At 71.2% G+C, this 23,545-nt stretch carries 21 protein-coding genes and 1 pseudogene; 11 read left to right on the forward strand and 11 right to left on the reverse strand.

The annotated features are described in order from the left end of the window. Positions 1-197 precede the first annotated feature (197 nt). Both J2Z30_RS15120 and J2Z30_RS15125 read left to right on the forward strand, forming a co-directional pair. On the forward strand, positions 198-2,600 hold the full coding sequence (locus J2Z30_RS15120) for a GH92 family glycosyl hydrolase (protein ID WP_052701205.1): 2,403 nt from the start codon (positions 198-200) through the stop codon (positions 2,598-2,600). Positions 2,601-2,685: 85 nt separating this feature from the next. Continuing rightward, complete coding sequence (locus tag J2Z30_RS15125; protein ID WP_044567961.1) at positions 2,686-3,750, forward strand: zinc-dependent alcohol dehydrogenase family protein; 1,065 nt, start codon at positions 2,686-2,688, stop codon at positions 3,748-3,750. A gap of 90 nt (positions 3,751-3,840) precedes the next feature. Here J2Z30_RS15125 and J2Z30_RS15130 read toward each other — a convergent pair whose 3' ends face one another. Continuing rightward, the gene (locus tag J2Z30_RS15130) at positions 3,841-5,148 is read right to left on the reverse strand and encodes a CitMHS family transporter (RefSeq protein WP_044567962.1); all 1,308 of its coding nucleotides are present in this window, start codon (positions 5,146-5,148) and stop codon (positions 3,841-3,843) included. 144 nt (positions 5,149-5,292) lie between these two features. On the opposite strand from J2Z30_RS15130, the gene J2Z30_RS15135 reads away from it, so the two are divergent. The 4 genes from J2Z30_RS15135 to J2Z30_RS15150 all read left to right on the forward strand — a co-directional run bounded on the left by J2Z30_RS15135 (position 5,293) and on the right by J2Z30_RS15150 (position 9,212). Next, on the forward strand, positions 5,293-6,234 hold the full coding sequence (locus J2Z30_RS15135) for a LysR family transcriptional regulator (protein ID WP_044567963.1): 942 nt from the start codon (positions 5,293-5,295) through the stop codon (positions 6,232-6,234). Positions 6,235-6,349: 115 nt separating this feature from the next. Continuing rightward, entirely contained in the window at positions 6,350-7,600 is a 1,251-nt protein-coding gene (locus J2Z30_RS15140) for a CaiB/BaiF CoA transferase family protein (RefSeq protein ID WP_052701206.1), read from the forward strand. Next, positions 7,590-8,507: an HpcH/HpaI aldolase/citrate lyase family protein gene (locus J2Z30_RS15145; protein WP_044567964.1), complete on the forward strand. Its 918-nt coding sequence runs from the start codon at positions 7,590-7,592 to the stop codon at positions 8,505-8,507. The genes J2Z30_RS15140 and J2Z30_RS15145 overlap by 11 nt, the downstream gene beginning before the upstream one ends. A 114-nt stretch (positions 8,508-8,621) precedes the next feature. After that, on the forward strand, positions 8,622-9,212 hold the full coding sequence (locus J2Z30_RS15150) for a dihydrofolate reductase family protein (RefSeq protein WP_044567965.1): 591 nt from the start codon (positions 8,622-8,624) through the stop codon (positions 9,210-9,212). Positions 9,213-9,327: 115 nt separating this feature from the next. On the opposite strand, the gene J2Z30_RS51345 is transcribed toward J2Z30_RS15150, so the two are convergent. The 3 genes from J2Z30_RS51345 to J2Z30_RS15165 all read right to left on the reverse strand — a co-directional run bounded on the left by J2Z30_RS51345 (position 9,328) and on the right by J2Z30_RS15165 (position 11,572). Continuing rightward, entirely contained in the window at positions 9,328-9,777 is a 450-nt protein-coding gene (locus tag J2Z30_RS51345) for a helix-turn-helix domain-containing protein (protein WP_372453278.1), read from the reverse strand. A 107-nt stretch (positions 9,778-9,884) separates the two neighbouring features. Beyond that, complete coding sequence (locus J2Z30_RS15160) at positions 9,885-10,406, reverse strand: TRADD-N-associated membrane domain-containing protein (RefSeq protein WP_044580949.1); 522 nt, start codon at positions 10,404-10,406, stop codon at positions 9,885-9,887. Then, positions 10,403-11,572, reverse strand: coding sequence for a helix-turn-helix domain-containing protein (locus J2Z30_RS15165; protein WP_044567967.1), 1,170 nt, complete (start codon positions 11,570-11,572; stop codon positions 10,403-10,405). Before J2Z30_RS15165 ends, J2Z30_RS15160 begins: the two co-directional genes overlap by 4 nt. Positions 11,573-11,721: 149 nt before the next feature. Here J2Z30_RS15165 and J2Z30_RS15170 point away from each other — a divergent pair, with 149 nt between their 5' ends. After that, entirely contained in the window at positions 11,722-11,934 is a 213-nt protein-coding gene (locus tag J2Z30_RS15170; RefSeq protein ID WP_308279933.1) for a hypothetical protein, read from the forward strand. Positions 11,935-12,201: 267 nt separating this feature from the next. On the opposite strand, the pseudogene J2Z30_RS15175 reads toward J2Z30_RS15170, so the two are convergent. From J2Z30_RS15175 to J2Z30_RS15185, 3 genes and pseudogenes are all read right to left on the reverse strand, one after another. Further along, positions 12,202-12,300, reverse strand: a pseudogene (locus J2Z30_RS15175) (IS5/IS1182 family transposase); the annotation flags it as partial. 99 nt (positions 12,301-12,399) lie between these two features. Further along, positions 12,400-12,903: a hypothetical protein gene (locus tag J2Z30_RS15180; protein WP_052701207.1), complete on the reverse strand. Its 504-nt coding sequence runs from the start codon at positions 12,901-12,903 to the stop codon at positions 12,400-12,402. Positions 12,904-13,270: 367 nt separating this feature from the next. Further along, positions 13,271-14,830, reverse strand: coding sequence for a serine hydrolase domain-containing protein (locus J2Z30_RS15185; RefSeq protein ID WP_063790858.1), 1,560 nt, complete (start codon positions 14,828-14,830; stop codon positions 13,271-13,273). 110 nt (positions 14,831-14,940) lie between these two features. Between J2Z30_RS15185 and J2Z30_RS15190 the strand changes: the two genes are divergently transcribed. Beyond that, on the forward strand, positions 14,941-16,161 hold the full coding sequence (locus J2Z30_RS15190; protein ID WP_044580952.1) for a sensor histidine kinase: 1,221 nt from the start codon (positions 14,941-14,943) through the stop codon (positions 16,159-16,161). Then, positions 16,152-16,799: a response regulator gene (locus tag J2Z30_RS15195; protein ID WP_044567969.1), complete on the forward strand. Its 648-nt coding sequence runs from the start codon at positions 16,152-16,154 to the stop codon at positions 16,797-16,799. The genes J2Z30_RS15190 and J2Z30_RS15195 overlap by 10 nt, the downstream gene beginning before the upstream one ends. Here J2Z30_RS15195 and J2Z30_RS15200 read toward each other — a convergent pair. Continuing rightward, positions 16,784-18,016, reverse strand: coding sequence for a glycosyltransferase (locus J2Z30_RS15200; RefSeq protein WP_044567970.1), 1,233 nt, complete (start codon positions 18,014-18,016; stop codon positions 16,784-16,786). The two genes, J2Z30_RS15195 and J2Z30_RS15200, sit on opposite strands and share 16 nt — an antisense overlap. A gap of 166 nt (positions 18,017-18,182) precedes the next feature. Next, complete coding sequence (gene sigJ / locus J2Z30_RS15205) at positions 18,183-19,073, reverse strand: RNA polymerase sigma factor SigJ (protein WP_044567971.1); 891 nt, start codon at positions 19,071-19,073, stop codon at positions 18,183-18,185. A gap of 186 nt (positions 19,074-19,259) precedes the next feature. On the opposite strand from sigJ, the gene J2Z30_RS15210 reads away from it, so the two are divergent. Continuing rightward, the gene (locus tag J2Z30_RS15210; protein WP_044567972.1) at positions 19,260-21,095 is read left to right on the forward strand and encodes a glycoside hydrolase family 9 protein; all 1,836 of its coding nucleotides are present in this window, start codon (positions 19,260-19,262) and stop codon (positions 21,093-21,095) included. Positions 21,096-21,147: 52 nt separating this feature from the next. On the opposite strand, the gene J2Z30_RS15215 is transcribed toward J2Z30_RS15210, so the two are convergent. Continuing rightward, a complete protein-coding gene (locus tag J2Z30_RS15215) occupies positions 21,148-21,636 on the reverse strand; it encodes a glutathione peroxidase (protein WP_044567973.1) in 489 nt (162 codons plus the stop codon). Between the two features lie 159 nt (positions 21,637-21,795). Here J2Z30_RS15215 and J2Z30_RS49580 point away from each other — a divergent pair, with 159 nt between their 5' ends. Then, on the forward strand, positions 21,796-22,548 hold the full coding sequence (locus J2Z30_RS49580) for a DUF3761 domain-containing protein (protein ID WP_044567974.1): 753 nt from the start codon (positions 21,796-21,798) through the stop codon (positions 22,546-22,548). A 60-nt stretch (positions 22,549-22,608) separates the two neighbouring features. Here the strand turns inward: J2Z30_RS49580 and J2Z30_RS15225 are convergent, their stop codons facing one another. Further along, on the reverse strand, positions 22,609-23,523 hold the full coding sequence (locus J2Z30_RS15225) for a YceI family protein (RefSeq protein ID WP_044567975.1): 915 nt from the start codon (positions 23,521-23,523) through the stop codon (positions 22,609-22,611). Positions 23,524-23,545: the final 22 nt, after the last annotated feature.

The following is a 23,545-nucleotide window of genomic DNA, read 5'->3' on the forward strand; positions in this document are numbered from 1 at the left end:
ATGAACCAGAAGGCCGGCTCGCCCTCGATCCGCGCCCCCGATCCGTCCGGCGCGGTCGGCCGCACCCAGCGGACATCGCGGTGTCATCGGCCTGTCCGTCAATGACCCGCCCGCGTACAGGTCATTGACACCGCCCAGCCCCCGTGCCAAAGTTTCGCGACCCTGGTCGACAACGTTGTCAGACGGAGGTGCGTCCCATGCGGTCGCTGATCGGTGGAATCCGTGCGCGCGCTGCGGGCACGCTCGCGGGCGTGATGACGGCGGCCCTGCTGGGCGGCGGTCTGCTGGGACCGCCGGGCGCCTCGGCCGCCGCGGCCGCGTCCCCTCCGGCCGACCCCACCTCGCTGGTCCATCCGTTCGTGGGCACCGAGAACTTCGGCAACACCTTCCCCGGGGCGAGCGCCCCGTTCGGCATGGTCCAGGTCAGCCCGGACACCGGCGGCCAGGGCGGCTACGACTACGACCAGAGCGCCATCCACGGCTTCAGCCAGACCCATCTGTCCGGTGTGGGCTGCGGGGTGGCGGGCGAGCTGCCCATCATGCCGACGACCGGCGCGGTCGACGACGTCGACCCGGAGCACTACCGCTCCACCTACAGCCATGACGACGAGGAGGCCACCCCGGGCTACTACCGGGTGGGACTGAAGTCCTACGGCATCGACGCCGAGCTGACCGCCACTCAGCGCACCGGCTGGCAGCGCTACACCTTCCCGGCCACCGGCGCGGCCAACGTGCTGTTCAACACCGGCAAGGCCAATCAGAAGGTCTTCGGCTCCGAGATCCGCGTGGTCGGCGACCGGACCGTCGAGGGCCGGGTGGAGGCCGGGAACTTCTGCGCCGGGAAGGACCGGCACACCGTCTACTTCACCGCCACCTTCGACCGCCCCTTCGCCTCCTACGGCACCTGGCGCGGCTCCACCCCCACCCCCGGCTCCCGCGAGGCGGCCGGCGAGGGCGGCAACGGCGCCTGGGCCACCTTCGACGCGACCCAGGACCGGGATGTGGTGGTCAAGGTCGGGCTGTCGTACACCGGCCCCGAGGGCGCCCGGAAGAACCTCGCGGCGGAGACCGGGGACTCCTACGACTTCGACGCCACCCGCGCCGCGCTGCACGACACCTGGCGGAAGAAGCTCGACGCGATCCGGGTCGGCGGCGGCACCGAGGAGCGGCAGCGCGCCTTCTACACCGCGCTGTACCACGCCCAGCTGCACCCCAATGTGGCGGGCGACGTGGACGGCCGCTACACCGGTTTCGACGGCGCGGCCCACACCGCCTCCGGCTACACCCCGTACCAGAACTTCTCGCTGTGGGACACCTATCGGCCGCAGAACCAGCTGCTGGAGATGGTGGAGCCCGGGGTGGCCCGCGATGTCGCGCTGTCGGTGGTCGCCATCGGCCGGGACGGCGGCTGGCTGCCGCGCTGGGCGCTGGCCAACAGCGAGACCAACATCATGACCGGTGACCCGGTGACCCCCTTCCTCGTCGAGGCGTGGTCCAAGGGTCTGCTGGCCGGGCACGAGGACGAGGCGTACGCGCTGCTGAAGAAGAACGCCACCAGCACCCCGCCCGCCGGCTCGCCCTACAACGGCCGCTCCGGAGTGGACTATTACCGCGAGCTGGGCTATGTCCCCTCGGGGCTGAAGCTCGGCACCGACTGCGCCGACAAGGGCGGCGACAACGACTGTGTCCACCCCGCCTCGGCCACCCTGGAGTACTCCGCCGCGGACTCCGCGCTCGCCCTGATGGCGCGCGGGCTCGGTCACCGCGCCGACGCCCGGATGTTCGCCGAGCGCGGCCAGACGTACCGCACGCTGTGGGACGACTCGATCGGGCAGTTCCGGCCGCGTACGGCCGACGGCGCGTGGGTGACCCCGTACGACCCGGTGGAGGCGGGCCGGCAGTTCCACGAGGGCGGCGCCTACCAGTACCAGTGGCTGGTGCCGCAGGACCCGGCCGGGCTGGTGGGACTGATGGGCGGCAGGAGCGCGACCGAGAAGCGGCTCGACGACTTCTTCGCCTACGGCAAGCTGCTCACCGACCCGGCGGGCACCGCCCGTGAGGACTGGATCTCCGCCCCGTACGACTACTACGGCAAGCCCACCTACAACCCCAACAACGAGCCCGATCTGCACGCCCCGTACATGTATCTGTGGGCGGGCGCGCCCGCGAAGGCGGCGACCGTGGTGCGGGCGGCCATGACCCTGTTCACCACCGGCCCGGACGGGATGACCGGCAATGACGACCTCGGCACCATGTCGGCCTGGTACGTCTTCTCCTCGCTGGGGCTGTACCCGACGATGAGCGGCGGGGACTTCCTCGCCCTGTCCAGCCCGCAGTTCTCCTCGGCCGTGGTCCGCGTCGGGCACTACGGCACCCGGCAGGGCGGCACGCTCACGGTCACCGCGCCGGGCGCGAGCGACGCCAAGCGGTATGTCCGCAGTGTGTCGCTGAACGGCCGGAACGTGGCGCGGACTTGGCTGGACTGGGACCAGGTGGCCCACGGCGGGAAGCTGGCCCACCGGCTGTCCACCGAGCCGTCGTCCTGGGGCACCGGCCGGGGCGCGGAGCCGCCGTCGGTGGGCGCCACCCGCAAGGGCTGATACCGGCCGGTTGTGGTGTAGGTTCTATGGCCCGCCTGGACACACGGGCCATGGGGGATGGTGGTCGAGCGAGGGAGCGGTGTCCATGCGTGCTGTGGTGTTCGACGAGTTCGGGCGCCGGCCCGAGGTCCGGAGCGTCGAGGACCCCGCTCCCTCCCCGCGCGGCGCGGTGATCCGCGTCGAGGCCACCGGACTGTGCCGCAGTGACTGGCACGGCTGGATGGGGCACGACCCGGACATCCGGCTGCCGCACGTCCCCGGCCATGAGCTGGCGGGGGTGATCGAGGAGGTCGGCCCCGACGTCCTCAACTGGCGCCCCGGGCAGCGGGTCACCGTGCCGTTCGTATGCGCCTGCGGGCGCTGTGCCGCCTGTGCGGAGGGCGCCCAGCAGGTGTGCGAGCGGCAGACGCAGCCGGGGTTCACCCACTGGGGCTCGTTCGCCGAGTACGTGGCGATCGAGAACGCCGATGTGAACCTGGTCGGGATCCGCAACGAGCTGTCGTTCACCACCGCCGCCGGTCTGGGCTGCCGCTTCGCGACCGCCTTCCGCGCCGTCGTCGCCCAGGGCCGGGTGGCGCCGGGCGAGTGGGTCGCGGTGCACGGCTGCGGTGGAGTGGGGCTGTCCGCGGTGATGATCGCCGCCGCGGCCGGGGCCCGGGTGGCGGCGGTCGACATCTCGCCGGAGGCGCTGGCCCTGGCGGAACGGTTCGGCGCGGCCGTGTGCGTGGATGTGGCGTCCACCCTGGGCTCGGTGGCGGAGGCGGTCGCGGACGCGACGGGCGGCGGCGCCCATGTCTCGCTCGACGCGCTCGGCTCCCCGCGGACCTGCGCGGCGTCCATCAAGAGCCTGCGCCGCCACGGCCGCCATGTCCAGGTCGGGCTGCTGCCCCCGGCCGCCGGGACCCCGATGATCCCGATGGACCGGGTCATCGCGCTGGAACTGCGGCTGCTGGGCAGCCATGGCATGGCCGCCCATGACTACGGTCCGATGATGGAGATGGTCGAGGCCGGTTCGCTGCGGCCGGATCTGCTGGTCACCGATGTCATCGGGCTGGGCGCGGTCCCGGAGGCGCTGTCCACGATGGCCTCCGGGGGCAGGGGCGGGGTCACGGTCATCGAACCGCACCGCCCGCCCCTGGCCGGGAGCTGACGGGCCGCCCTGGCCGGGGCCGTCGCGGCGGAGCCGCCAGGCCGGAGCCCGCAGGCCGGGGCCGCCAGGCCGGGGCCGTCGCCACAAGGGTCAGAGCGGCAGGGCGCCCGTCGCGAGGGCGGCGGCGGTCATCACGAGCGTGGTTCCGAAGGCCCAGCGGAAGAGGAAGCGCTGGTGCTCCCCGAGCTGTACGCCGCTCATGCTGAGGAGGATGAAGGTCGCGGCGGTGAGCGGGCTCAGCGGGAAGCCGGTGGTCATCTGGCCGAGGACGGCCGCGCGGGCGATCTCGGCGTGATCGGTGCCGAAGGCGTCGGCGGTCCCGGCGAGCACCGGCAGCACCCCGAAGTAGTAGGCGTCCGGGGTGAGGACGAGGCTCAGCGGCATGCTGGTGACGGCCACGAGCAGCGGCAGATGGCCGCCGAGCCCGTCGGGGATGATGTCGACCAGCGCCTCGGCCATCTTCCCGATCATCCCGGTGCCGCCGAGGATGCCGGTGAACACCCCGGCCGCGAAGATCATGGTGATGACGAGCACCACGTTCTTGCCGTGCTTCTCCAGCAGCTCCTGCTGGTCCTCCCAGCGGGGGTGGTTGACCAGCAGCGCGAGGACGAAGGCGAAGACGAAGAGCACGGGCAGCGGCATGGCCTCCAGCACCAGGCAGACCAGCAGGGCCACGGTGAGCAGCAGATTGAAGACGGTGAGCGCGAGACCGGGGCGGGCGGCGACCCGGGGTGTGCCGGGGCCGTCCCCGGCCGCCACCTCGGCGCGCGGCGCGGGCTCGAGTGCGCCGAGCCGCCGCCGCTCACGGCGTCCGATGAGATACGCGGCGAGCAGCACCCAGGCGATACCGGCGGCGAGGGCGGGCAGCAGTGGCGTGATGATGTCGGAGGTGTCGATCTTCAGGGCCGCGGCGGCGCGGGCCGTCGGCCCGCCCCACGGGATCATGTTCATCACGCCCGCGCCCAGACCGACCACCCCGGCGAGCACCAACCGGCTCATCCCCAGCCGCTGATAGACGGGGAGCAGCGCGGAGATGGTGATGAGGAAGGTGGAGGCGCCGTCGCCGTCGAGCCCGACGCATACGGTCAGAACGGCGGTGCCGACCGTGATCCGTACCGGGTCGTTCCTGGTGGCGCGCAGAATGCCGCGGATCAGCGGTTCGAAGAGGCCCGCGTCGATCATCAGGCTGAAGTAGAGCACCGCGAAGGCGATCATGATGCCGGTCGGGGCGACCTTGGACAGCCCGTCGAGCGCCATCGGGCCCAAGTCGTCGCCGTATCCGCCGATGACCGCGGTGGCCACGGGCATGAGGACGAGGGCCACCAGCACCGAGACCCGTTTGAACATGGTGAGCAGCAGGAAGCCGCCGATCGTGCAGAACCCCAGTGCTGCCAGCATGGCCGCTCGCTTCCTCGTCCGGTCGGGTGCTGCCGAAGAGTTTCCGAGCGGGGAAAGATCCGCGTCCAGCATTGAACACAGATCTATCCATGCGTTTCGCGCAACAGTTCCCCTGCCCGGCCGCCCCGCCTACGCTCACGGACCATGGACGTCACCCTGCGCCAGCTGACCGCGTACGCCGCGGTCGCGCGCGCCGTGAGCTTCACCGCGGCCGCCGCCGAACTGCATGTGTCCCAGTCGTCGCTGAGCCGTGCGGTCGCCGATCTGGAACGGACGCTGGGGATGCGGCTGCTGGAGCGGGACACCCGCAATGTGCGGCTCACCCCGGCGGGCGCCGAGGCGCTGCGGATCGCCGACCAGATCCTCTCCGCGCACCGCGCGGGCCTGGCCCAGCTGGGTCGCTACGGCGCCGGTGAGCGCGGTGCGGTGGCCCTGGCGACCCTGCCCTCGGTCGCGGCCGTGCTGCTGCCGCCGGTGATCTCCGCCTTCCGCGCCCGGCGCCCGGAGATGACCGTACGGCTGCTGGACGGGCTGGAGCGCTCGGTGCTGGACCGGGTGATCGACGGGGACGCCGACTTCGCGGTCAGCACGGTGGCCCGGCGCGCCCCGGGCATCACGCTGCGGCCGCTGGTGCGGGACCGCTTCGACGCGGTGCTCCCGGAGCACCATCCGCTGGCCGAGCGGGCGGAGGTGACCTGGGAGGAGCTGGGGCGGGAGCCGTTCCTCGCGGTGGGCACCGACTCCAGCGTGCGCCGGATGACCGACGCGGCCTTCGCCCAGGCCGGGATGGAGGCGAACCCGGCGACCGAGGCGTCGAACGTGGCCACGGTGGGCGGTCTCGTGGCGGCCGGGCTCGGCGTCTCCGCGCTGCCCGCCCTGGTCCATCCGCTGGTGGGGCCGGGCCGGCTGGTGCGGCGCCCGCTGGTGGGGCCGGTGGTGGAGCGCCGGCTGTACGTCGTCCTGCCGACGCGCCGCACGCTTCCGCCGGGGGCGCGCCGCTTCCTGGAGCAGCTGGAGGAGTTCCGCTCCGCGGCGGACGCCCTGCCGGCGGGGGTGATGTGGGAGGAGGCGAGCGAGGACCGGTGAGACCCCGGGGCGCCGCCCCCGGCTCATGCGGGTCCGGCGATCCTTGCGAGATCCGCATGAATTGATCCCCTTTCATTGCTGGACGCGCATACGCCCCGCCCCGCAGCCTGGCCGCATGGAGGACCAGACCAGCACAGGGCAGGGACAGCTCACAGGGCAGGGACAGCTCACAGGGCAGGGACAGCTCACAGGGCTGAAGGTGGTGGAGTTCGCGCATGTGGTGGCGGGCCCCCTCGCCGGGGGGATGCTCGCCGACCAGGGCGCGGACGTCGTCCACGTGGAGCCGCCGGGCTCAGGTGACGCGGCGCGGGCGATGGGCCCGCGGCGCGACGGCGTACCGCTCTGGTTCAAGGTGGCGGGCCGCAACAAGCGCTCGGTGACCCTGGATCTGCACCACGAGGAGGGCCGGGAGGTCGCCCGGGAGCTGATCGCCTGGGCCGATGTGGTGATCGTGACGCTCCGGGCGGGCCGGCTGCGCGCCTGGGGCCTGGACTGGGAGGCCGTCCACGCGCTCAACCCCACCGCGATCCTGCTGCAGATCTCCGGTTTCGGCGCCACCTCCTCGCGGGCCGACGCCCCCGGCTTCGGGAAGATGGGCGAGGCCCGCAGCGGGGTGGTCCATCTGACCGGCTTCCCCGAAGGCCCGCCCGTGCACACCGGCTTCTCGCACGGGGACGCGGTCACCGGGCTGATGGGCGCGTTCGCGGTCCTGGCCGCGCTGCACCGCCGTGACACCGATCCGGACTCCTTCGACGGCGAGTGGATCGACCTGGCTCTGTTCGAGCCGCTGTACCGCCTGGTGGAGTGGCAGATCATCGCGTACGACCAGCTCGGTACGGCCCCCGAGCGGGCGGGCAACCAGCTGGCCGTCGCCCCGGCCGCCGTCATCAACACCTACCGCAGCGCCGACGGCGACTGGCTCACCGTCACCTCCGCCACCACCCGGTCGGTGCGCAATGTGGTGCGGCTGCTGGGCCTGCCCGACGAGGAGTTCACCACCGTGGAGCAGCAGCACGCGGGGCGCGAGCGGCTCGACACGGCGCTGCGGGAGTGGGTGGCGGCGCGCCCGGCGGCCGAGTGCCTGGCGGCGTTCGAGCGGGCCGAGGTGGTGGCCTCGCGGGTGTTCACCGCCGCCGACATCGTCGCCGACCCGGTCTACGCCGAACGCGAGGACATCATCTCGGTGGACGACCCCGACCTCGGCCCGGTGCGGATGCAGGCGGTGATCCCGCGCTTCCACCGCTCCCCCGGCGCGGTATGGCGGACCGGCCCCGCGCTCGGCGCGGACAACGCGCTGGTCTACGGGGAGTGGCTGGGCATCGACGGCGGGCGGCTGGCGAAGCTGGAGGCAGAGGGTGTCATCTGACGGCACGACGGCTCCCCGTATCCCCCTGCGCTCCCTGCTCTTCGTGCCCGGCAGCCGCACCGGCTGGCTGCCCAAGGCGGAGGCGGCGGGCGCCGACGCGGCCATCCTCGACCTGGAGGACGCCGTCCCGGAGGACGGCAAGGCGGCGGCGCGGGAGGCGGTGGCCTCGGCCGTCGACCGGGCGGCCGGAACGGCCGGTCCCATGCGGCTGCTCGTACGGATCAACGCGCTGGACCGCGCGGCCGGCTGGCAGGGCGCCGACGAGCTGCGGGCAGTCGCCCGACCCGGGCTCTACGGCATCGTGCTGCCCAAGGTGAGCGGCCCCGAGGACGTGACCACCGCCGACCGGCTGCTGGCCTGGTGCGAGCGCGAACACGGCCTGCCCGATGGCCATTTCGCCCTGCTGCCGCTGCTGGAGACGGCACGCGGGCTGCGCGAGGCATACGCCATCGGCCGGGCCGCCGCCCGGATCGCCCACCTGGGCGCGGTGACCGCGCCGGGCGGGGACGTGGAGCGGGCGGTCGGCTACCGCTGGAGCCCGGAGGGCGAGGAGACCCGCGAGCTACGGGCCCGGGTGCTCCTAGACGCCCGCGCCGCGGACCGCCCCCATCCGGTGGCCGGGCTGTGGGCGGACGTGGCGGACCTCACGGGGCTACGGCGCTTCGCCGAGCGGAACCGTGCCCTGGGGTACGAGGGGATGGCCGTGATCCACCCGTCGCATGTGCCGGTGGTCAACGAGGTGTTCTCGCCGGACGCGGAGGAGCTGGCCCGCTGCCGACGGCTGATCGCGGCGGTGGAGCGGGCGCAGGCGGAGGGGACGGGGGCGGTGCGCTTCGAGGGCCGGATGGTGGACGAGGCGATGGCGGCCACGGCCCGCCGGACCCTGGCCCGCCACGACGGGGGCTGAGGGCCGCTGCCCCCATGCGCCCCGGCCGCAACCGATGAGTTTCGCCGTGGTCCGGAGTCATAGACAGGCACCGAGCGAAAAAGCGAGACCGCGAGTCCGCGGGACGGGAGTGTCATGAGGATCGTCGTTATCAGCCACGTCACCCTGGACGGTGTCACGCAAGGGCCCGGACGGGCCGATGAGGACACTCGCGATGGGTTCGTGCATGGCGGCTGGGCCGCTGAGCGGGGTGGGGACGAGGCCGTCGGGAGGGCGTGGGGGCGGCGGCTGGCCGCGAGCAGTGGGTATCTCCTGGGGCGCCGCACCTACCAGGAGGTTCTGGGCCACTGGAACACTCAGGACAGCCCGTTCCGCGACGCCCTCAACAACGCCCCCAAGTACGTCGCGTCCAACACCCTGGCCGAGCCCCTTCCGTGGCCCAATTCCACACTGCTCAGTGGCGACATCCCCGCGGCGGTCGCCGAGCTCAAGAAGACCCCGGGCAACGACCTGCACATCATGGGCAGCGGCGCGTTGATCCAGTCACTTTCCCCGCTGGGTCTCGTCGACGAATATCTGCTCTGCGTCCACCCGCTCGTCCTGGGCGCCGGGCGCCGTCTGTTCGCCGACGGCTTCGGGCCCGTCGCGTTCCGTCTCGCCGACGCGACCCCGACGGCCACCGGCATCGTCATCGCCACCTATCGGCCCCTCGGAGAGTACGCCTGACCGTCCGACGCCCCGGCGGCGAGCAGCAGTTTCGCCGCCACCGTCGTCCCGTCGGTGCGCATCCTGCCCGCCACGGCCCTCGACCGGGCCCGGGTCCCGGGGGTCAGGGCCGTCTTCACGCGGCCGGCAGGGAGTCGAGGGTCGGGGCCGGACCGTCGCGTGCCGCGCCGATGCCCAGCTCGGCTGCCGTCCGGACGAAGTCGTCCATGTGGGCGCCGAGGAGATCGGCGATGGCCGCCAGCAAGTCGACCGGGGGCGTCGACCGGCCGTTCTCGTACATCGAGATCGAGGTGAAGTCGCGGCCGATCGCGGCGGCGAGCTTCCGCTGAGTCACACCACGCTCGCGCCGGATCTGGCACAACGGGTCAGGGCTGAATGTGCGTGCAGGGGTTCCCGTCGTCGGCATTGCCTCGGGTGCCGAACACGGCGGGGAACCTGGGGCCGCACCGCCGAAGCGGGGCCCTGGCCGAGGGCTGTGCCACCCGGCTACTTCCCGGCCAGCGAGCTCCCGGGGCCTCAACATGACGCCCGGCAGTCCGGCGCTCCGGCCAGCGGGCACGGGCATACATAGTCCAAGTCTCCCGTGGGGCCTCCGGCGGCCTCTCTTACCCGCGCGGGACGTCCGGCCGTACCCGCCAGCACAAGCCCCCCCGAAGACGCCGTCCCGGGCCTTCAGTTCGTCGAACCGCCCGGCTCTATCTCCTTCTTCGGCTGCTCCGGAAGCAGCCGGTTGACCATCATTTCCGGGGCCGCGTCCATGCCGAGTGCTTTCATGGCGGCAGCAGAGTTGAGATCGTCCCTTTGCTTCGAGTCTGCAACCCGGTCGATGAACGTCGTCGCGATTTCGAGCTTGTGATCGATGTCGATCTTCTTCTCGTTGTCCTCGGCCGCCTTCGTCAGGTTGGCCATGGTTCGCTTCGAGTGGAGCGCCAGCGCACCGCCGCCGACCGTGATCAGTGCTCCCGTCAGGCTCGTCACCAACGGCAGGTAGCTGAGGTCAGGGTTACCGGCATGAACCAGCGCCAGCACTCCCCCCGCAAGGATGATTAAGGAGCCGCCAGTCATGAACAACACGCTCAGGCGGAACGTCCACTCTGCCTGCTTCAGCGTGTGGTTCAGGAAGTCGAAGTGGAACTTCTGTCGCCGTTCGGGATACCGGAGTGGGTCCCTGCTCTCGATGACGGCTGACCTCAGAAGGGCACGCCAGCGCGCTTGGCCAGCCGCGTAAGCCTCGGGTTGCTGCGTCGGTGCAGCGACGTGAACACACGCATCAGCTCTTGTCTGGTCGGATGGACACGGGCCATCTCCGGGGCGACGTCCCAAGCCGCTTCGAGCGATTCGAGAGCCCCGTCACGGTCCCCCAGGGCGAGCTTTGACCGGCTGATGTTCATGTGCAGCGGGCCAACGCGCGTGGCCGGAAGCGTCACCCCGCCCCGGATCAGGTCGTCCGCCGTATTGAGAGACTCGCGGTAGTCCTCCATGTCAGAGGCCGTCGAAATGGCATGCACAGCGGTGTTCTCGGGCCCGAAGTGGATGCCATGGTCTTCGACGTCCTCAGGGAACTCCTCGGCCACCTGCCACGCTGCCGCGATGTGCCGTTGGGCGGTTGCCTTGTCCTTGATCCGACCGGCCAGCGTCACCCCGCGCAGGTGCAGGATGCCCAGGCCATAGGCGCGGTCATGGCCTCGCAAGGTCGACTCGGCCTCAACAACGGCACGGTCCACAATCGCCAACCCGCCCGCGAAGTCTCCGGAGTTCAGGAAGGCTCCGGCCTCGTCCCGGGCGGCCACCGTGGCCGCGATGGGGTGCGCACGTTCGGCGGCCAGCCGCTGCTTCATGACGGCCAGCTCGGCGAGGTGCATCCAGCGGTGTCGGGCGGCCAGCCAGTAGACCACCGAATATGTGTCGGCGACACGGGTCCAGGCGTCGGGCGACTGGGTGGCGTGCGCGTAGTTCGTCGCGTCTGCCAGCACGCCCGGGAGCTTCTGCAACACCGCCGACAGCTCGGTCCGGTACCGGTGCTCGTTCAGTTCGGCCAGTTCTCGCGGAAGGTCCTCGAGGTGTGACGGCGGCGTGTCGGGGATGTCGAACCGCCGAATGGCGTGATTGAGGGCAGCAAGACTCTTCTCGTCGGTGCGCTCGACGGGGGCCGTGCCCAGCAGCTCATCCAGCGTCAGCCCCATTGCCTGAGCGAGAGCGGCGGCAATGCCCTGGGTCAGCGCGCGGTCGCCTACCTCGATCTTGCTGAGCAGCGAAACCGACACGTCAGCACGCCGGGCAAGGGCTACCTGGCTGAAGCCGCGCGCCTTGCGGCAAACGGCCACATTCGCACCGGGTCCGGGAATCTTGGTCACGCTCATGGTGTGCGTCTTCCCCGCTCGACTGGCGTTACCTCTGATCCATCTTCTCACTCTCAGCACTCACGCGCTTGCGCCTTGTGCAAGAGGTGTGCAAGTTCGCTTTGCACGGGGCAGTTCTCTTGTGTGAGCCACATCAGAAGCCGCCGACGGTGCTCAGCCACGGCGATCTGCCGTATCCAAAGGGCACACTCGTCGAAGACCCCGAGACCGGTCAGACGGGCGAGCTGCAAGGCGTGATCGAGGAGCGCGTCAAGGGCACCGGAAAGCTGTTCAGCCAAACAGCGTTCATGCGACCGAGGGGAGGTGGCCTTGAGTGGGAAGCCCCTTTGGACCGCATCAGGCCCGACGACAAGAACGGTTAAGCCTGCCCACCAAGTGCGCTGCCCTGATCGGCCCGGGTGACGTGATCGGCTACGACGGCAAGTGGCGCACGGTCAAGGAGGCGTCGACCGCCCAAGGGCCGATGGGCGGGTTAGCCACAATTGGGGTGGGGCTCAGCTGTGCCTTGACACTCTCCTTAGCGCGGTGCGCCAAAGTGGACGTATTCAGAGGTGGGAAGACCTCCTGCCTGAGAACATTTGCGCTTTTGCGCGTCAGCGCGGGTGTCTCGATCCAAGCCGAAAGGGTTTGCGGTTCCCGGGCAACGGTCGGCCGACCACGACGACGAGCCGGGTGTCGGCGTCGATGACGACCTGGTGGTTGGTGGAGAAGCGATAGTTCTTCGACCGGTGAACGGGGCTATCCAGGACGGCTGCGACGCCGTGATTACACCAGTCACGGCGCGAGCCTCACATGGATCCCCCAGGTGTCAGCGTTCAGACGAGAACCTATCCTGCCCAGATTTCTGGCCCCTGCTTGACGATGACAAGTCCATGAGCCCGGTCGGATGGCCAGAGATCTACCTGATATAGGAAGTGGTCACCGGGGCCGCCATTGGTGTCGGACGCCGGTGGTCCGGCTGGAACGTAGGAGACCCGAACGCGTAGCAATCCACCGGGAACAGTCAGGCTCGGCCCGTCGCCGGGATCGGTCCCAGGGCTGGACATGGTGAGCTGACCGGTTGGCGCGTCAAGGTCGGTCTCCACGATGTGCTCGGCCGTCGAGTCCGTCGTCGGCGCGGAGGTGTGAACGGTGATCAGCGACTCGACCATGTCGTCCCGAGCTGTGCCGACGGAGATCGAGTGCGGTTCAACGCCGATGCGATGGACGTAGACCGCTTCTTTCGTCCAGCCGGCGGGTGCCAGATCCGGGTCCGTCGCGTGTTCGGCGATCCACGCGTCGTAGGGGTCAAGGTCCTGGACGTAGAACTGCCCGTGATCGGCGTCGATCACGAATCTCAGTGAAGCATCAGCCACTAGCGCAGACTATCGCTGAGGAATGCCCTGCGCATGATCCCCGCTCGGTCACCTGATCTGAAAGGTACCGTGTCAGTTGGACGGAGACATAACGCTCGCCATCCTCGGCGCATTCGGCATTGTGTCGATCGTGCTCTTCGCCCTCAAGGGCTTCATCGATCAGTTGCCCGAACCCTTTGCTTCCATCCGGCGTGCTTGGGAGGCGTGGCAGGAGTTGAAGCGTGCCCGGAGGGAGGCAGTTGGAAACCGGACCCCACCGAGCCGTCAGGCGGCGATGGCCAGCCGGAACCGGATCGGAGCCAGAGCGGTGGGTCCGGAAAGAGGTCCGGGCACGTTGATTCAGTCACTTTCCCCGGCGGGCCTCACCGACGAATACCTGCTCTGCGTCCACCCGCTCGTCCTGGGCGCCGCGCGCCGCCGGAACACGGGTCCTCCGGGTCCGGAGCACGGCGAGCGACCGTGCGGCGATCACCACTGTGGAGGCCAGGGCGGCCGCGGCCGACCAGATGACGAGGGCGGGCCAGGCGTAGCCGAGCTGGGCCAGGGTTCCCTCGCGGTTCATGAACAGACCTGCCAGGTCGGTGAGTTGGGCGAACAGGACGATCGGGACGGCACAGGGCAGCATGCGCAAGCCCACTCGCCACAGCGGCCGGTCCGCGGTGCGCCGTGCCCAGCGGCGTGACCGAACGGCCCCGAGCACGCCGAGGGCGATCGCCAGCAGGGTCAGCACGGCGAGGACGTAGTCGGCCTTCATCGTGAACGGAGTGCGCACCGTCGGCGGCTTGCCCTGGGCCAGATCGACCAGTCCGTCGAGCATGACGGCGGCGTCGTCCCCGGAGATCATGCCGGTGTTGGTCACGATCGCGATGCCGGTCCGACTGTCGGGCAGCAGCGTCTGGATGGCGTTGTGGGTCAGGAGTTGCCCGGTGTGCCGGATCTGCCGGGGCTTTTCACCGGACGGGCTGAGCGACCAGCCCATCGCGTACTCGCGGCCCTTCGGCGGGGTGTGCATGACGTCGACGCTCCGTGCGGAGACGACGCGCCGCCCCGCCGCGGACACGCCCTGGTCGTTCTGGGCGATCAGCCACTGGGAGAGGTCGTCCGCCGTGGTCACCACGCCGTGGCCGCCGGCCGTGAACCAGCGGGGGTGGGAGCGCGGGAACAGCATGCCGTAGGCGCGGACGTAGCCCCGGGCGTGATCGGGCATGTCATCGGTGGTGTCGACCGACTCGGTGTGGGTCATGCCCAGCGGCCGGAACACCTGGGCGGCCAGGTAGTCCGCGAAGGGCCGTCCGCTGACGACCTCGACCAGCCGTGCGGCGACGAAGTAGTTGGGGTTGTGGTAGTTCCACTCGGTGCCCGGCCGCGCGGCGAGCCGGGCGCCGCGCATGTCCGCGACCGCCTCGGTGAGCGTATGCGCCTGGGGCCGGGTGAGGTCGGGGTAGGCGGAGTCGGCCATGCCCGATGTCTGGTTCAGCAGCTGCCGTACGGTGATCTTCCCGGCCCGCCGGTCGGCCATCGTGAACTCGGGCAGATAGCGATGGACCGGCTGGTCGAGGTCGACTCGGCCCGCCTCGACCAGCCGCATGACGGCCAGCGCGGTCATGGACTTGGAGAGCGAGGCCACGGGCACCGGTGTCCGCGCGGTCATGGCCTTCCCGGCCGCGGTGTGCCCGTATCCGGCCGCGTGGACGACCTGGTCGCCCCGGGTGACCGCCACCACGGCGCCCGGCAGATCGGTCCGCTCCATATAGGCCTTGACGTAGGCGTCGATCGAGGCGGCGTTCAGCGTGGGGTGGGTGGGGGTGGCGGCGTGCGCGGTCGCCGGGCGCCCCACCGCCGTCCAGGCGATGAGCAGGGCGATCGCCAGGCGGAAGAGACGTCTGTATCCATGGATCGGCATGGCGCTCATCCCATCGGGGGCGGGGTGGGCACCGCATTGGTGTGCGTACGAGATCAGAGGTAGTGCGCGCACTACCGACCGGGGACGGACGGCTCGCATACCTTCTGCGGGTGACTTCTCGAACAGCCTGGCAGGCTCTCGCTCAGCATCCGTTGGGGTTCCTGGCCTCGGCCTGGCCCTGGCGGGCGTTGGCCTATCTGTTGTCCGGGGTCGTCTTCGGCGCGATCGCCATGGTCACGCTGCTGATCATGGCCGCGGCCGGGCTGGTGTCGCTGATCGTGGGGGTGGGCGCCGTCCTCCTCCTCGCCGTGGCGCTGTCCGGCATCGTCGTCACCCGGATCGAACGCCGGCGGCTGCGGCTGGTGGACCCGGACCCGGCGCCGGATCCGCACCGGGCCCCTGAGCGCCCCGGGCTGCGCGGGTGGCTGGAGACCCGGCTGCGGGAGCCCGCGACCTGGCGGGAGCTGAGCTTCACGGCGGTGTCGATGACCGCCCTGTGGTGGATGGATCTGCTCGTCCTGGCTTTCGCCCTCGCCCTGCCCGTCCTGCTCATGACGTCGCCGATGGATGACCCCAGCGCCTGGCCGTGGCTGGTCATCGGCCTGTGCCTGCTGCCCGCGGCGCCGTACACCATCACCGCCTGGGCCGGCGCCCGCGCCGCGCTGACGCGTCTGATCCTGGCGCCGCGCGACGGCGAACTGGGCCGGGAGCTCACCGAGGTCCGGGCCTCCCGGGCACGTCTGGTGGACGCCTTCGACGCGGAGCGCCGACGGATCGAGCGGGACCTGCACGACGGCGCCCAGCAGCGGCTGGTCTCCATCAATGTCATGCTCGGCCTGGCCGGTCTTGACGCGGAGCCGGGCTCGCCGGTGGCCCGGCAGCTCGCGCTGGCCCAGGGCGAAGTCACCCTCGCCGTGGACGAGTTGCGTGAACTCAGCCGGGGTGTGCACCCCAAGGCCCTCACCGACCATGGCCTCGCCGCGGCCGTCGGCAACCTCACCACCCGCTCCGCCCTCCCCGTCGCCGTCGACATCCGGCTTCCGTACCGCCTGCCCGCCACCGTGGAGAGCACGGGTTACTTCGTCGTCGCCGAGGCCCTGGCCAACGCCAGCAAGCACAGCCGGGCCACCCGGGCCGAGGTCCACGCCCGGCTGGACGCGGATGTCCTGACCTTGTCGGTCCGGGACAACGGCGTCGGCGGGGCGGACCCGGCCGCGGGCACCGGTCTTGTCGGCCTCGCCGACCGCGTCGCCGCGGCCGACGGCAGACTGCGGATATCCAGCCCGGCGGGCGGCCCTACACTGCTGTGCGTGGAGCTCCCGTGCCGCTGAACATCGTGCTCGCCGAAGACTCACCGCTGTTGCGGGACGGCCTGGTCAGCGTGGTCACCCGCTTCGGCCACCGGGTGTCGGCGGCCGTCGGCGACGCCGACGCCCTGATCGCCGCGGCCCATGAGCACGACCCCGACATCGTCATCACCGATGTGCGGATGCCCCCGGGCAACGCCGACGACGGCCTCCGCGCCGCGGTCGCGCTGCGCGGCCACCGCCCCGGTCTGCCCGTTCTGGTGCTCAGCCAGTACATCGAGCAGTCCTACGCCACCCACCTGCTCGACCTGGGCAGCGAGAGCGGCATCGGCTATCTGCTCAAGGACCGGGTCAGCGCCGTCACCCACTTCGCGGGCGCGGTCGAGCAGGTGGCCGCCGGGGCGACGGTCATGGACCCCGAGGTGGTGCGCCAGCTCCTGCGACGGCGGCAGGACCCGCTGCGGCGGCTCACGCCGCGGGAGCGCGAGGTCCTCTCCCTCATGGCCGAGGGACGCTCCAATACCGAGATCGCCCGCGACCTCTATGTCACCGAGGCCGCGGTCAACAAGCATGTCAGCTCCATCCTCCAGAAGCTCGACCTCCGCCTGGACGGCCACGGACACCGGCGCGTCCTCGCGGTGCTCACCTACCTGCGCGCCTGACCGTCCGCCGCCCCGGCGTCGAGGAGCAGTTTCGCGGCCACCGTCGCCCCATCGGTGGGCATCCTGCCCGCCACGGCCCCCGCCCGTGCCCGGGTCTCGCGGGTCAGGGCCGCTTTCAGCGCCGCCGACAGGGAGTCGAGGGTCGGGGCCGGACCGTCGTGTGCCGTGCCGATGCCCAGCTCGGCCACCCGGGCGGCCCAGTGCGGCTGATCCGCGATCTGGGGGACCACCACCTGAGGCGCGCCCGCCCTGGCGGCCGTCGTCGTGGTGCCCGCGCCACCGTGGTGGACGACCGCGGCCACCCGGGCGAACAGCGCCTGATGATTGACCTCGCCCACGGCGAAGCAGTCGTCCCGGTCGTCGATCGGGGCCAGTCCGGCCCAGCCGCGGGCGAGGAGCACCCGGTGGCCCTGCGCGCGGACCGCCTCGACGGCCACCCGGGCGAGGTCGGTCGAGGTGTGCATGGCCATGCTGCCGAAGCCCACGTACACCGGAGGTTCACCGGCGTCCAGGAACGCCTCGAGGTCATCCGGGAGCGGACGTTCGTCCGGCAGGGTCCAGGCGCCGGTCTGGACGAGGTCGAGTTCCGTCATGTGCTGCCACGGGCCCAGGACCGGGTCCGCCGCCAGCAACGCCCGGTCGGTGAAGACGTAATCGCGGACGTTGTCCACCGGCGGCAGGCCGATCGCCGCCCGGTGGCGGTTCTCCGCCTCGCCGTACAGCTCGTTCACGCGCTGGGCGTCCTGGTCCCACAGCACCTTGAGGTCGGTCTCCTCCTTCGGGGACGGTGTGCCGGGCCGCCTTCCCGGACGGAAGTGCCGCGAGGGCAGTCCGAACGGATGGAAGCACGCGAACACATAGCGGATGCCCAGCTTCTCGGCCACCGAGCGGGCGCCGGCCGGCATCAGGCCGGTCGCGAGGAGTACGTCACTTCCCTCGGCCGCCGCGGTGAGCGTGTCGAACCGCGCGGCGACCAGCTCGGGCGCGAGCCGGAACGCGGCCTGCGCCGACGGCGGCCGCTCGCCGGTCACCACCGAGCGCACCGTCGGGCCGAGCGGCACCAGCTCCACGCCGACACCGGCGAGCAGCGCCGCGAACTCCTCGTCCGGCGGGGCGCACACCCGCGCCTCCGCGCCGAGTTCCCGCAGTCGCACCGCGAGTCCCGCCAGCGGTTCGACGTCCCCGCGCGACCCCCATGTCGACAACACCACACGCATATCGCAAACCCCCCGTTTCCCCAGGTACTGGCATCGGCCGCCCATCCTGAGGCAGACCCCGGGTCTTGCCGCAAGCCCCCCGGTGCGCTATAGGTTGATAGTGGTAGGGAGGAGCATCTCCCTGCCTTCGCTGTTTCATCAGCCCAGGCCCGCCGGTCCAGGCCTGTCAGTCCAGGCCCGTCAGGTCGAGCCCGCTCAGCCGCTCGGGGTCGGCCAGGATGTCGATCGCCACGATCCTGCCGTCCGCGACCGTGAAGGCCAGCACCGAGTACGGCCGCCCCTCCCGCGAACTGACCACGCCCACGGCCCCGTTGACGAGCGCGGACCGGGCGTGGAGCCCCGGGCCGCTGAGGCGGGAAAAGGTGAGCGCCTGGTCCGCCACGGCCGCGGCGCCGTGCACCTCGCGCGGGGCGGGGGCGGGCGCGGGGCCGTAGTCGGCGCGCAGCACGACATCCGGGTCGAGCACGGCGATCAGCCCCTCGAAGTCGCCGTCGCGCGCGGCGGCGAGGAAGGCGCCCACGACCTCGCGCTGCCGGGCGAGGTCCGCGTCGGGGACCGGGGCCGCTCCCCGCACCCGGCGGCGGGCGCGGCTGGCGAGCTGACGGGCGGCGGCCGGGGTGCGGTCGACGATGGGTGCGATCTCGTCGAACGGCACGGCGAACAGATCGTGCAGTACGAAGGCCAGCCGTTCGGCGGGGGCCAGCGTCTCCAGGACGACCAGCAGGGCGAGGCCGACCGAGTCGGCGAGCAGCGCCTGATCCTCGGGTCCGGGCCCGCTCTCCCGGCTGATGACCGGGTCGGGGAGGCGCACGCCCAGGGGCTCCTCGCGCCGGGCGGTGCGCGAGCGCAGCATGTCCAGGCAGACCCGGCCGACGACGGTGGTCAGCCAGCCGCCCAGGTTCTCCACCGCCCCGGTGTCGGAGCGGCTGAGCCGCAGCCATGCCTCCTGGACGGCGTCGTCCGCCTCGCTCAGCGAGCCGAGCATGCGGTAGGCCACCGCGCGCAGATGGCCGCGGTGGGCCTCGAAACCCTCCGCCAGAAGGTGGTTCTCGTCCATCGTTCACATCCCCTTGTCCGGACCGCACCGTCGCAGGCCACACCGTGCTGACGGATGGGCCGGGCGCGATGTGACAGAGGGGGCGGGATGGACCGTGCACCCGTCCAGTCCCTTGACGCACTGCGATCACATCATTACACAAGTTGGGAGCGCTCCCATGCCTCCCACTCCCCAGGAGAGTCCCTCATGTCCCTGCCCCTGTTACGCCGTCCGCGCGGTGCGCGGGCCGCCACCGCGCTGCTCACCGGCGCGCTGCTGCTGATCACCGCCCAGTCCGCGCCCGCCGGAGCCGACTCCCCCGCCGCGCCCTCGGCCTCCGCAGCGCCCTCCGCCGTCCAGGTCAATCAGCTGGGGTATCTGCCGGACGGCCCCAAACGCGCCACCGCCGTCAGCACGAGCACCACCGCCCTGCCCTGGCAGCTGCGCGATGCCGCGGGGCGGACGGCCGCCTCGGGCACCACCACCGTACGGGGCGCGGACACCGCCTCCGGGCAGTCGGCCCATCTGGCGGACTTCTCCTCGTACCAGGGGACGGGCACCGGCTACACGCTCACCGTGGACGGGCGGAGCAGCCACCCCTTCGACATCCGCGCGAACCTCTACGACGGGCTGCGCGCGGACGCGATGTCCTTCTTCTACCAGCAGCGCAGCGGTATCCCCATCGAGGCGTCGCTCGCCGGCTCCGCCTACGCGCGCCCGGCCGGCCATCTGGGCGTCGCCCCCAACCGGGGCGACACCGCCGTGCCCTGCGTCAGCGGGGTGTGCGACTACACCCGGGATGTGCGCGGCGGCTGGTACGACGCCGGTGACCAGGGCAAATACGTGGTCAACGGCGGACTCGCGGTCTGGCAGCTGGTCAACTCCTTCGAGCGCGCGAAGCGTGCGGGGCACGCGGCCGCGCTCGGGGATTCCACGCTGCGCGTCCCCGAGCGCGGCAACAAGATCCCCGATGTGCTCGACGAGGCGCGCTGGGAGCTGGAGTTCCTGATGCGTATGCAGATCCCGGAGGGCAAACCGCGGGCGGGCATGGCCTTCCACAAGGTCCATGACGCCGCCTGGACCGGGCTGCCCACCCGACCGGAGCAGGACGCCGAGCCGCGTGAGCTGCACGCGCCGTCCACCGCCGCCACTCTCAACCTGGCCGCCGCGGCGGCCCAGTGCGCCCGGGTCTACGCCCCGTACGACGCCGCCTTCGCCGCCCGCTGCCTGGACTCCGCGCACCGCGCCTGGGCCGCCGCACGGGCGAACCCCGGTGTGCTCGCACCGACCGCCGACTCCACCGGCGGCGGGGCGTACGACGACAGCGAGGTGGGCGACGAGTTCTACTGGGCGGCGGCGGAGCTGTACGCGACCACCGGGGAGGCGCGGTACCGGGACGCGGTCACCTCCTCGCCGTATCACACCGCGAGCGATGTGTTCACCCCGCACGGCTTCAGCTGGCAGGACACCGGGCCCCTCGGGCGGATCGTCCTGGCCACCGTCCCCAACGGCCTGCCCGCCACCGACCTCGCCCGCGTCCGCGCCTCCGTGGTGTCCGCGGCCGACGCCCGCTTGAGCACGATGGCCGGCCAGGGCTACGCGGTGCCGCTGCCGGCGGACGGCTACGTATGGGGCTCCAACGGCCAAGTGGCCAACAACGGGGCCGTCATGGCCGTCGCCCACGAGCTCACCAAGCAGCGGCGGTACCGCACCGGGGCGCTGGAGACGCTGGACTATCTGCTCGGCCGGAACGCGCTCGGCCAGTCGTATGTCACCGGCTATGGCGAGCACGCCTCCCAGAACCAGCACCACCGCTTCTGGGCGCATCAGTACGACGCCTCGCTGCCGAACCCGCCCGCCGGATCGATCGCGGGCGGCGCGAACTCGGGGCTGCAGGATCCGGTGGCGCAGGAGAAGCTCCCGGGCTGCGCGCCCGCGGCGTGCTACATCGACGACATCGGCTCGTACTCCACGAATGAGGTGGCGATCAACTGGAACGCGCCGCTGGCGTGGCTGGCCGCGTTTGCCGCGGAACGCGGCTGACCGGGCGGGCGAGGGGCCGCCCGGCCCCTCGCCCCACCCGCTTCCCCGCACCTCACCGGGGCAGCTGCGCCTCGATCGCCGCGACGACGTCGTCCGCCTCCGGCTCGGTCCGCGGCCGGAACCGGCCCACGACCTCACCGTCCGGCGAGATCAGGAACTTCTCGAAGTTCCACTGCACGTCCCCCGCCTCGCCCTGCGCGTCCGGCGTCCCCGTCAGCTCGGCGTAGAGCGGATGCCGCTGCTCGCCGTTGACATCGGCCTTCTCCAGCAGCGGGAAGGACACCCCGTAGGTCGTCGAGCAGAACGTCTGGATCTCCTCGCTCGTCCCCGGCTCCTGCCCCGCGAACTGATTGCACGGAACCCCCAGCACGGTGAACCCGCGCCCGGCATAGCGCTGCTGCAGCCGCTCGAGCCCCTCGTACTGCGGGGTCAGACCGCACTTGGACGCCACATTGACCACCAACAGCGCCGCACCCCGATGCTCACCGAGCGAGGTCGGCTCGCCGGTGAGGGTGCGCAGGGGGATGTCGTACAGGCTCATGAGATCTACCGCCTTCGTCGTTCGGTGGGTGAGCCCAATCTATGCGCTGACCACCGCCTCTCACTTCATCACAACTTGACCACATCTCCCACACAAGCTCTTCAGCTTTCAACGAGTGAGGTTACGGTCAACGCTCCGTGTATCAGTCAAGGGGGGCTCATGTCTCGGAATAACCGTCCATCACGGGGTGAGGGACGAAACAAGAAGGAGACGGCACTTGGCTGTGGATGTCTCGGCCTGCTGAGTCTGCTGGTAATCGGAGGGATCGGAGCGGCGTTCGACGACGGCGACTCGTCGAAGAAGGACGACAAGCCGACCACCGTCGTCGCCAAGAGCGGCTCACCGTCGACATCACCCAGCGCCTCACCCACCCCGGCGCACACCACCGCGTCCCCGGCCGCGCCGAAAACCTCCGCTCCGACCGTGGTGAAGGTGAAGCTGCCCGACTTCACCGGCCGGGGCCTGCAGGACGCCCAGGACGCGGCGCAGGAGCTGGGGCTCTACCGTCTGCGCAGCCACGACCTGACCGGGCACGGCCGATTTCAGGTCTGGGACCGCAACTGGCGGGTGTGCTCACAGGACCCCAGCCCCGGCCGCGTCGACGAGGACAGCACGATCACCTTCAACGTGGTGAAGAACGACGAATCGTGCTCCTACCGGGCCGACGCCTCGACGGGCGGCACCGATGATGAGGACGACTCGTCCTCATCCACCAGCGGTGGCGGCACGTCATCCGGCGGCACCTCGTCCGGCGGCTCGTCCTCATCGAGTTCCGGCGGCTCGTCATCCAGCAGCACGGGGGGATCCAGCAGCGGGGCCACGGCACTCTGCAACGACGGCAGCTACTCCTACGCCGCCCACCACCAGGGGGCGTGCTCGCATCACGGTGGTGTCGCGGTCTTCTACCGGTGATCCGACACGGCGATGGGGGCGGGCCGCCGGGCCCGCCCCCATCGGTAACCGAGTGGCCGCCTACTCCGGCGGGGTCGGCGTGTTGTGGCTGCGGTACATCGCCTGGATGTCGAGTTCCAGCTTGACCGTGGGGCCGACCACCGCGATGCCGCGGGCGAGCATATTGCGCCAGTTCAGCGTGTAGTCCTCGCGGTGGAGTTCGGCCGTGGCGAGGGCGGCGCAGCGCAGTTCCTGTTCGTAGCCGCCGTTGACGGCGCCGAGGTACGTGGTGTCCAGGGTCACCGAGCGGCTCACGCCGTGCATCGTGAGGGGGCCCTGGATGGTCCATTTGGGGCCGCTGCGCCAGGTGAAGCGGTTGCTGGCGAAGTGGATCTCCGGGAAGTTGTCGACGTCGAGGAAGTCGGCCGAGCGCAGGTGGGCGTCGCGGGTGTTGTTGCCGGTGTTGATGCTGGAGGCGTCGATGACGACCTCGACGCGGGAGTCCTCCATCCGCTCGGCGATGTGGATGCCGCCCCGGAAGCGGGTGAAGCGGCCGTGCACATTGGCCATGCCGACGTGGCGGGCGATGAAGCGGATCGCGGTGTGCGGAGGGTCGAAGAGCCAGGTGCCGGGCGGGGGGAGTTCCAGCTGCTGGGAGGGCTCCATCTGCACCCGGCGGGGAGGTTCGCTCTGGCCGGGGGCGATGTCGACGGTGAGGCGGTTGGGCTGCAGACCGCTTCCGGTGAGCAGCACCGTGTACCGCCCCGGCTCGAGCGTGGCGAGGAACAGCCCATGCGGATCGGTGGTGGCCTTGGCCACCGTACGGGCGGCGCCACGCGTCTCGGTGACGGTGACCTCCACGCCGCCCAGGGCCTGGCCGACGGGGTCCATGATCTCGCAGCTGAAGGCTCCGGCACCCACGGGCAGGGGGATTCTCAGTCCTGATCCGCGGTCCGGACGCTTGGTGCGCATGCGCCGGAGCAGTGCGAGGGGCATTGCAGTCATCTCACTAACGGTT

The sequence above is a fragment of the Streptomyces iranensis genome (assembly GCF_017874715.1).
In the GTDB taxonomy this organism is placed as follows: Bacteria; Actinomycetota; Actinomycetes; order Streptomycetales; family Streptomycetaceae; genus Streptomyces; species Streptomyces iranensis.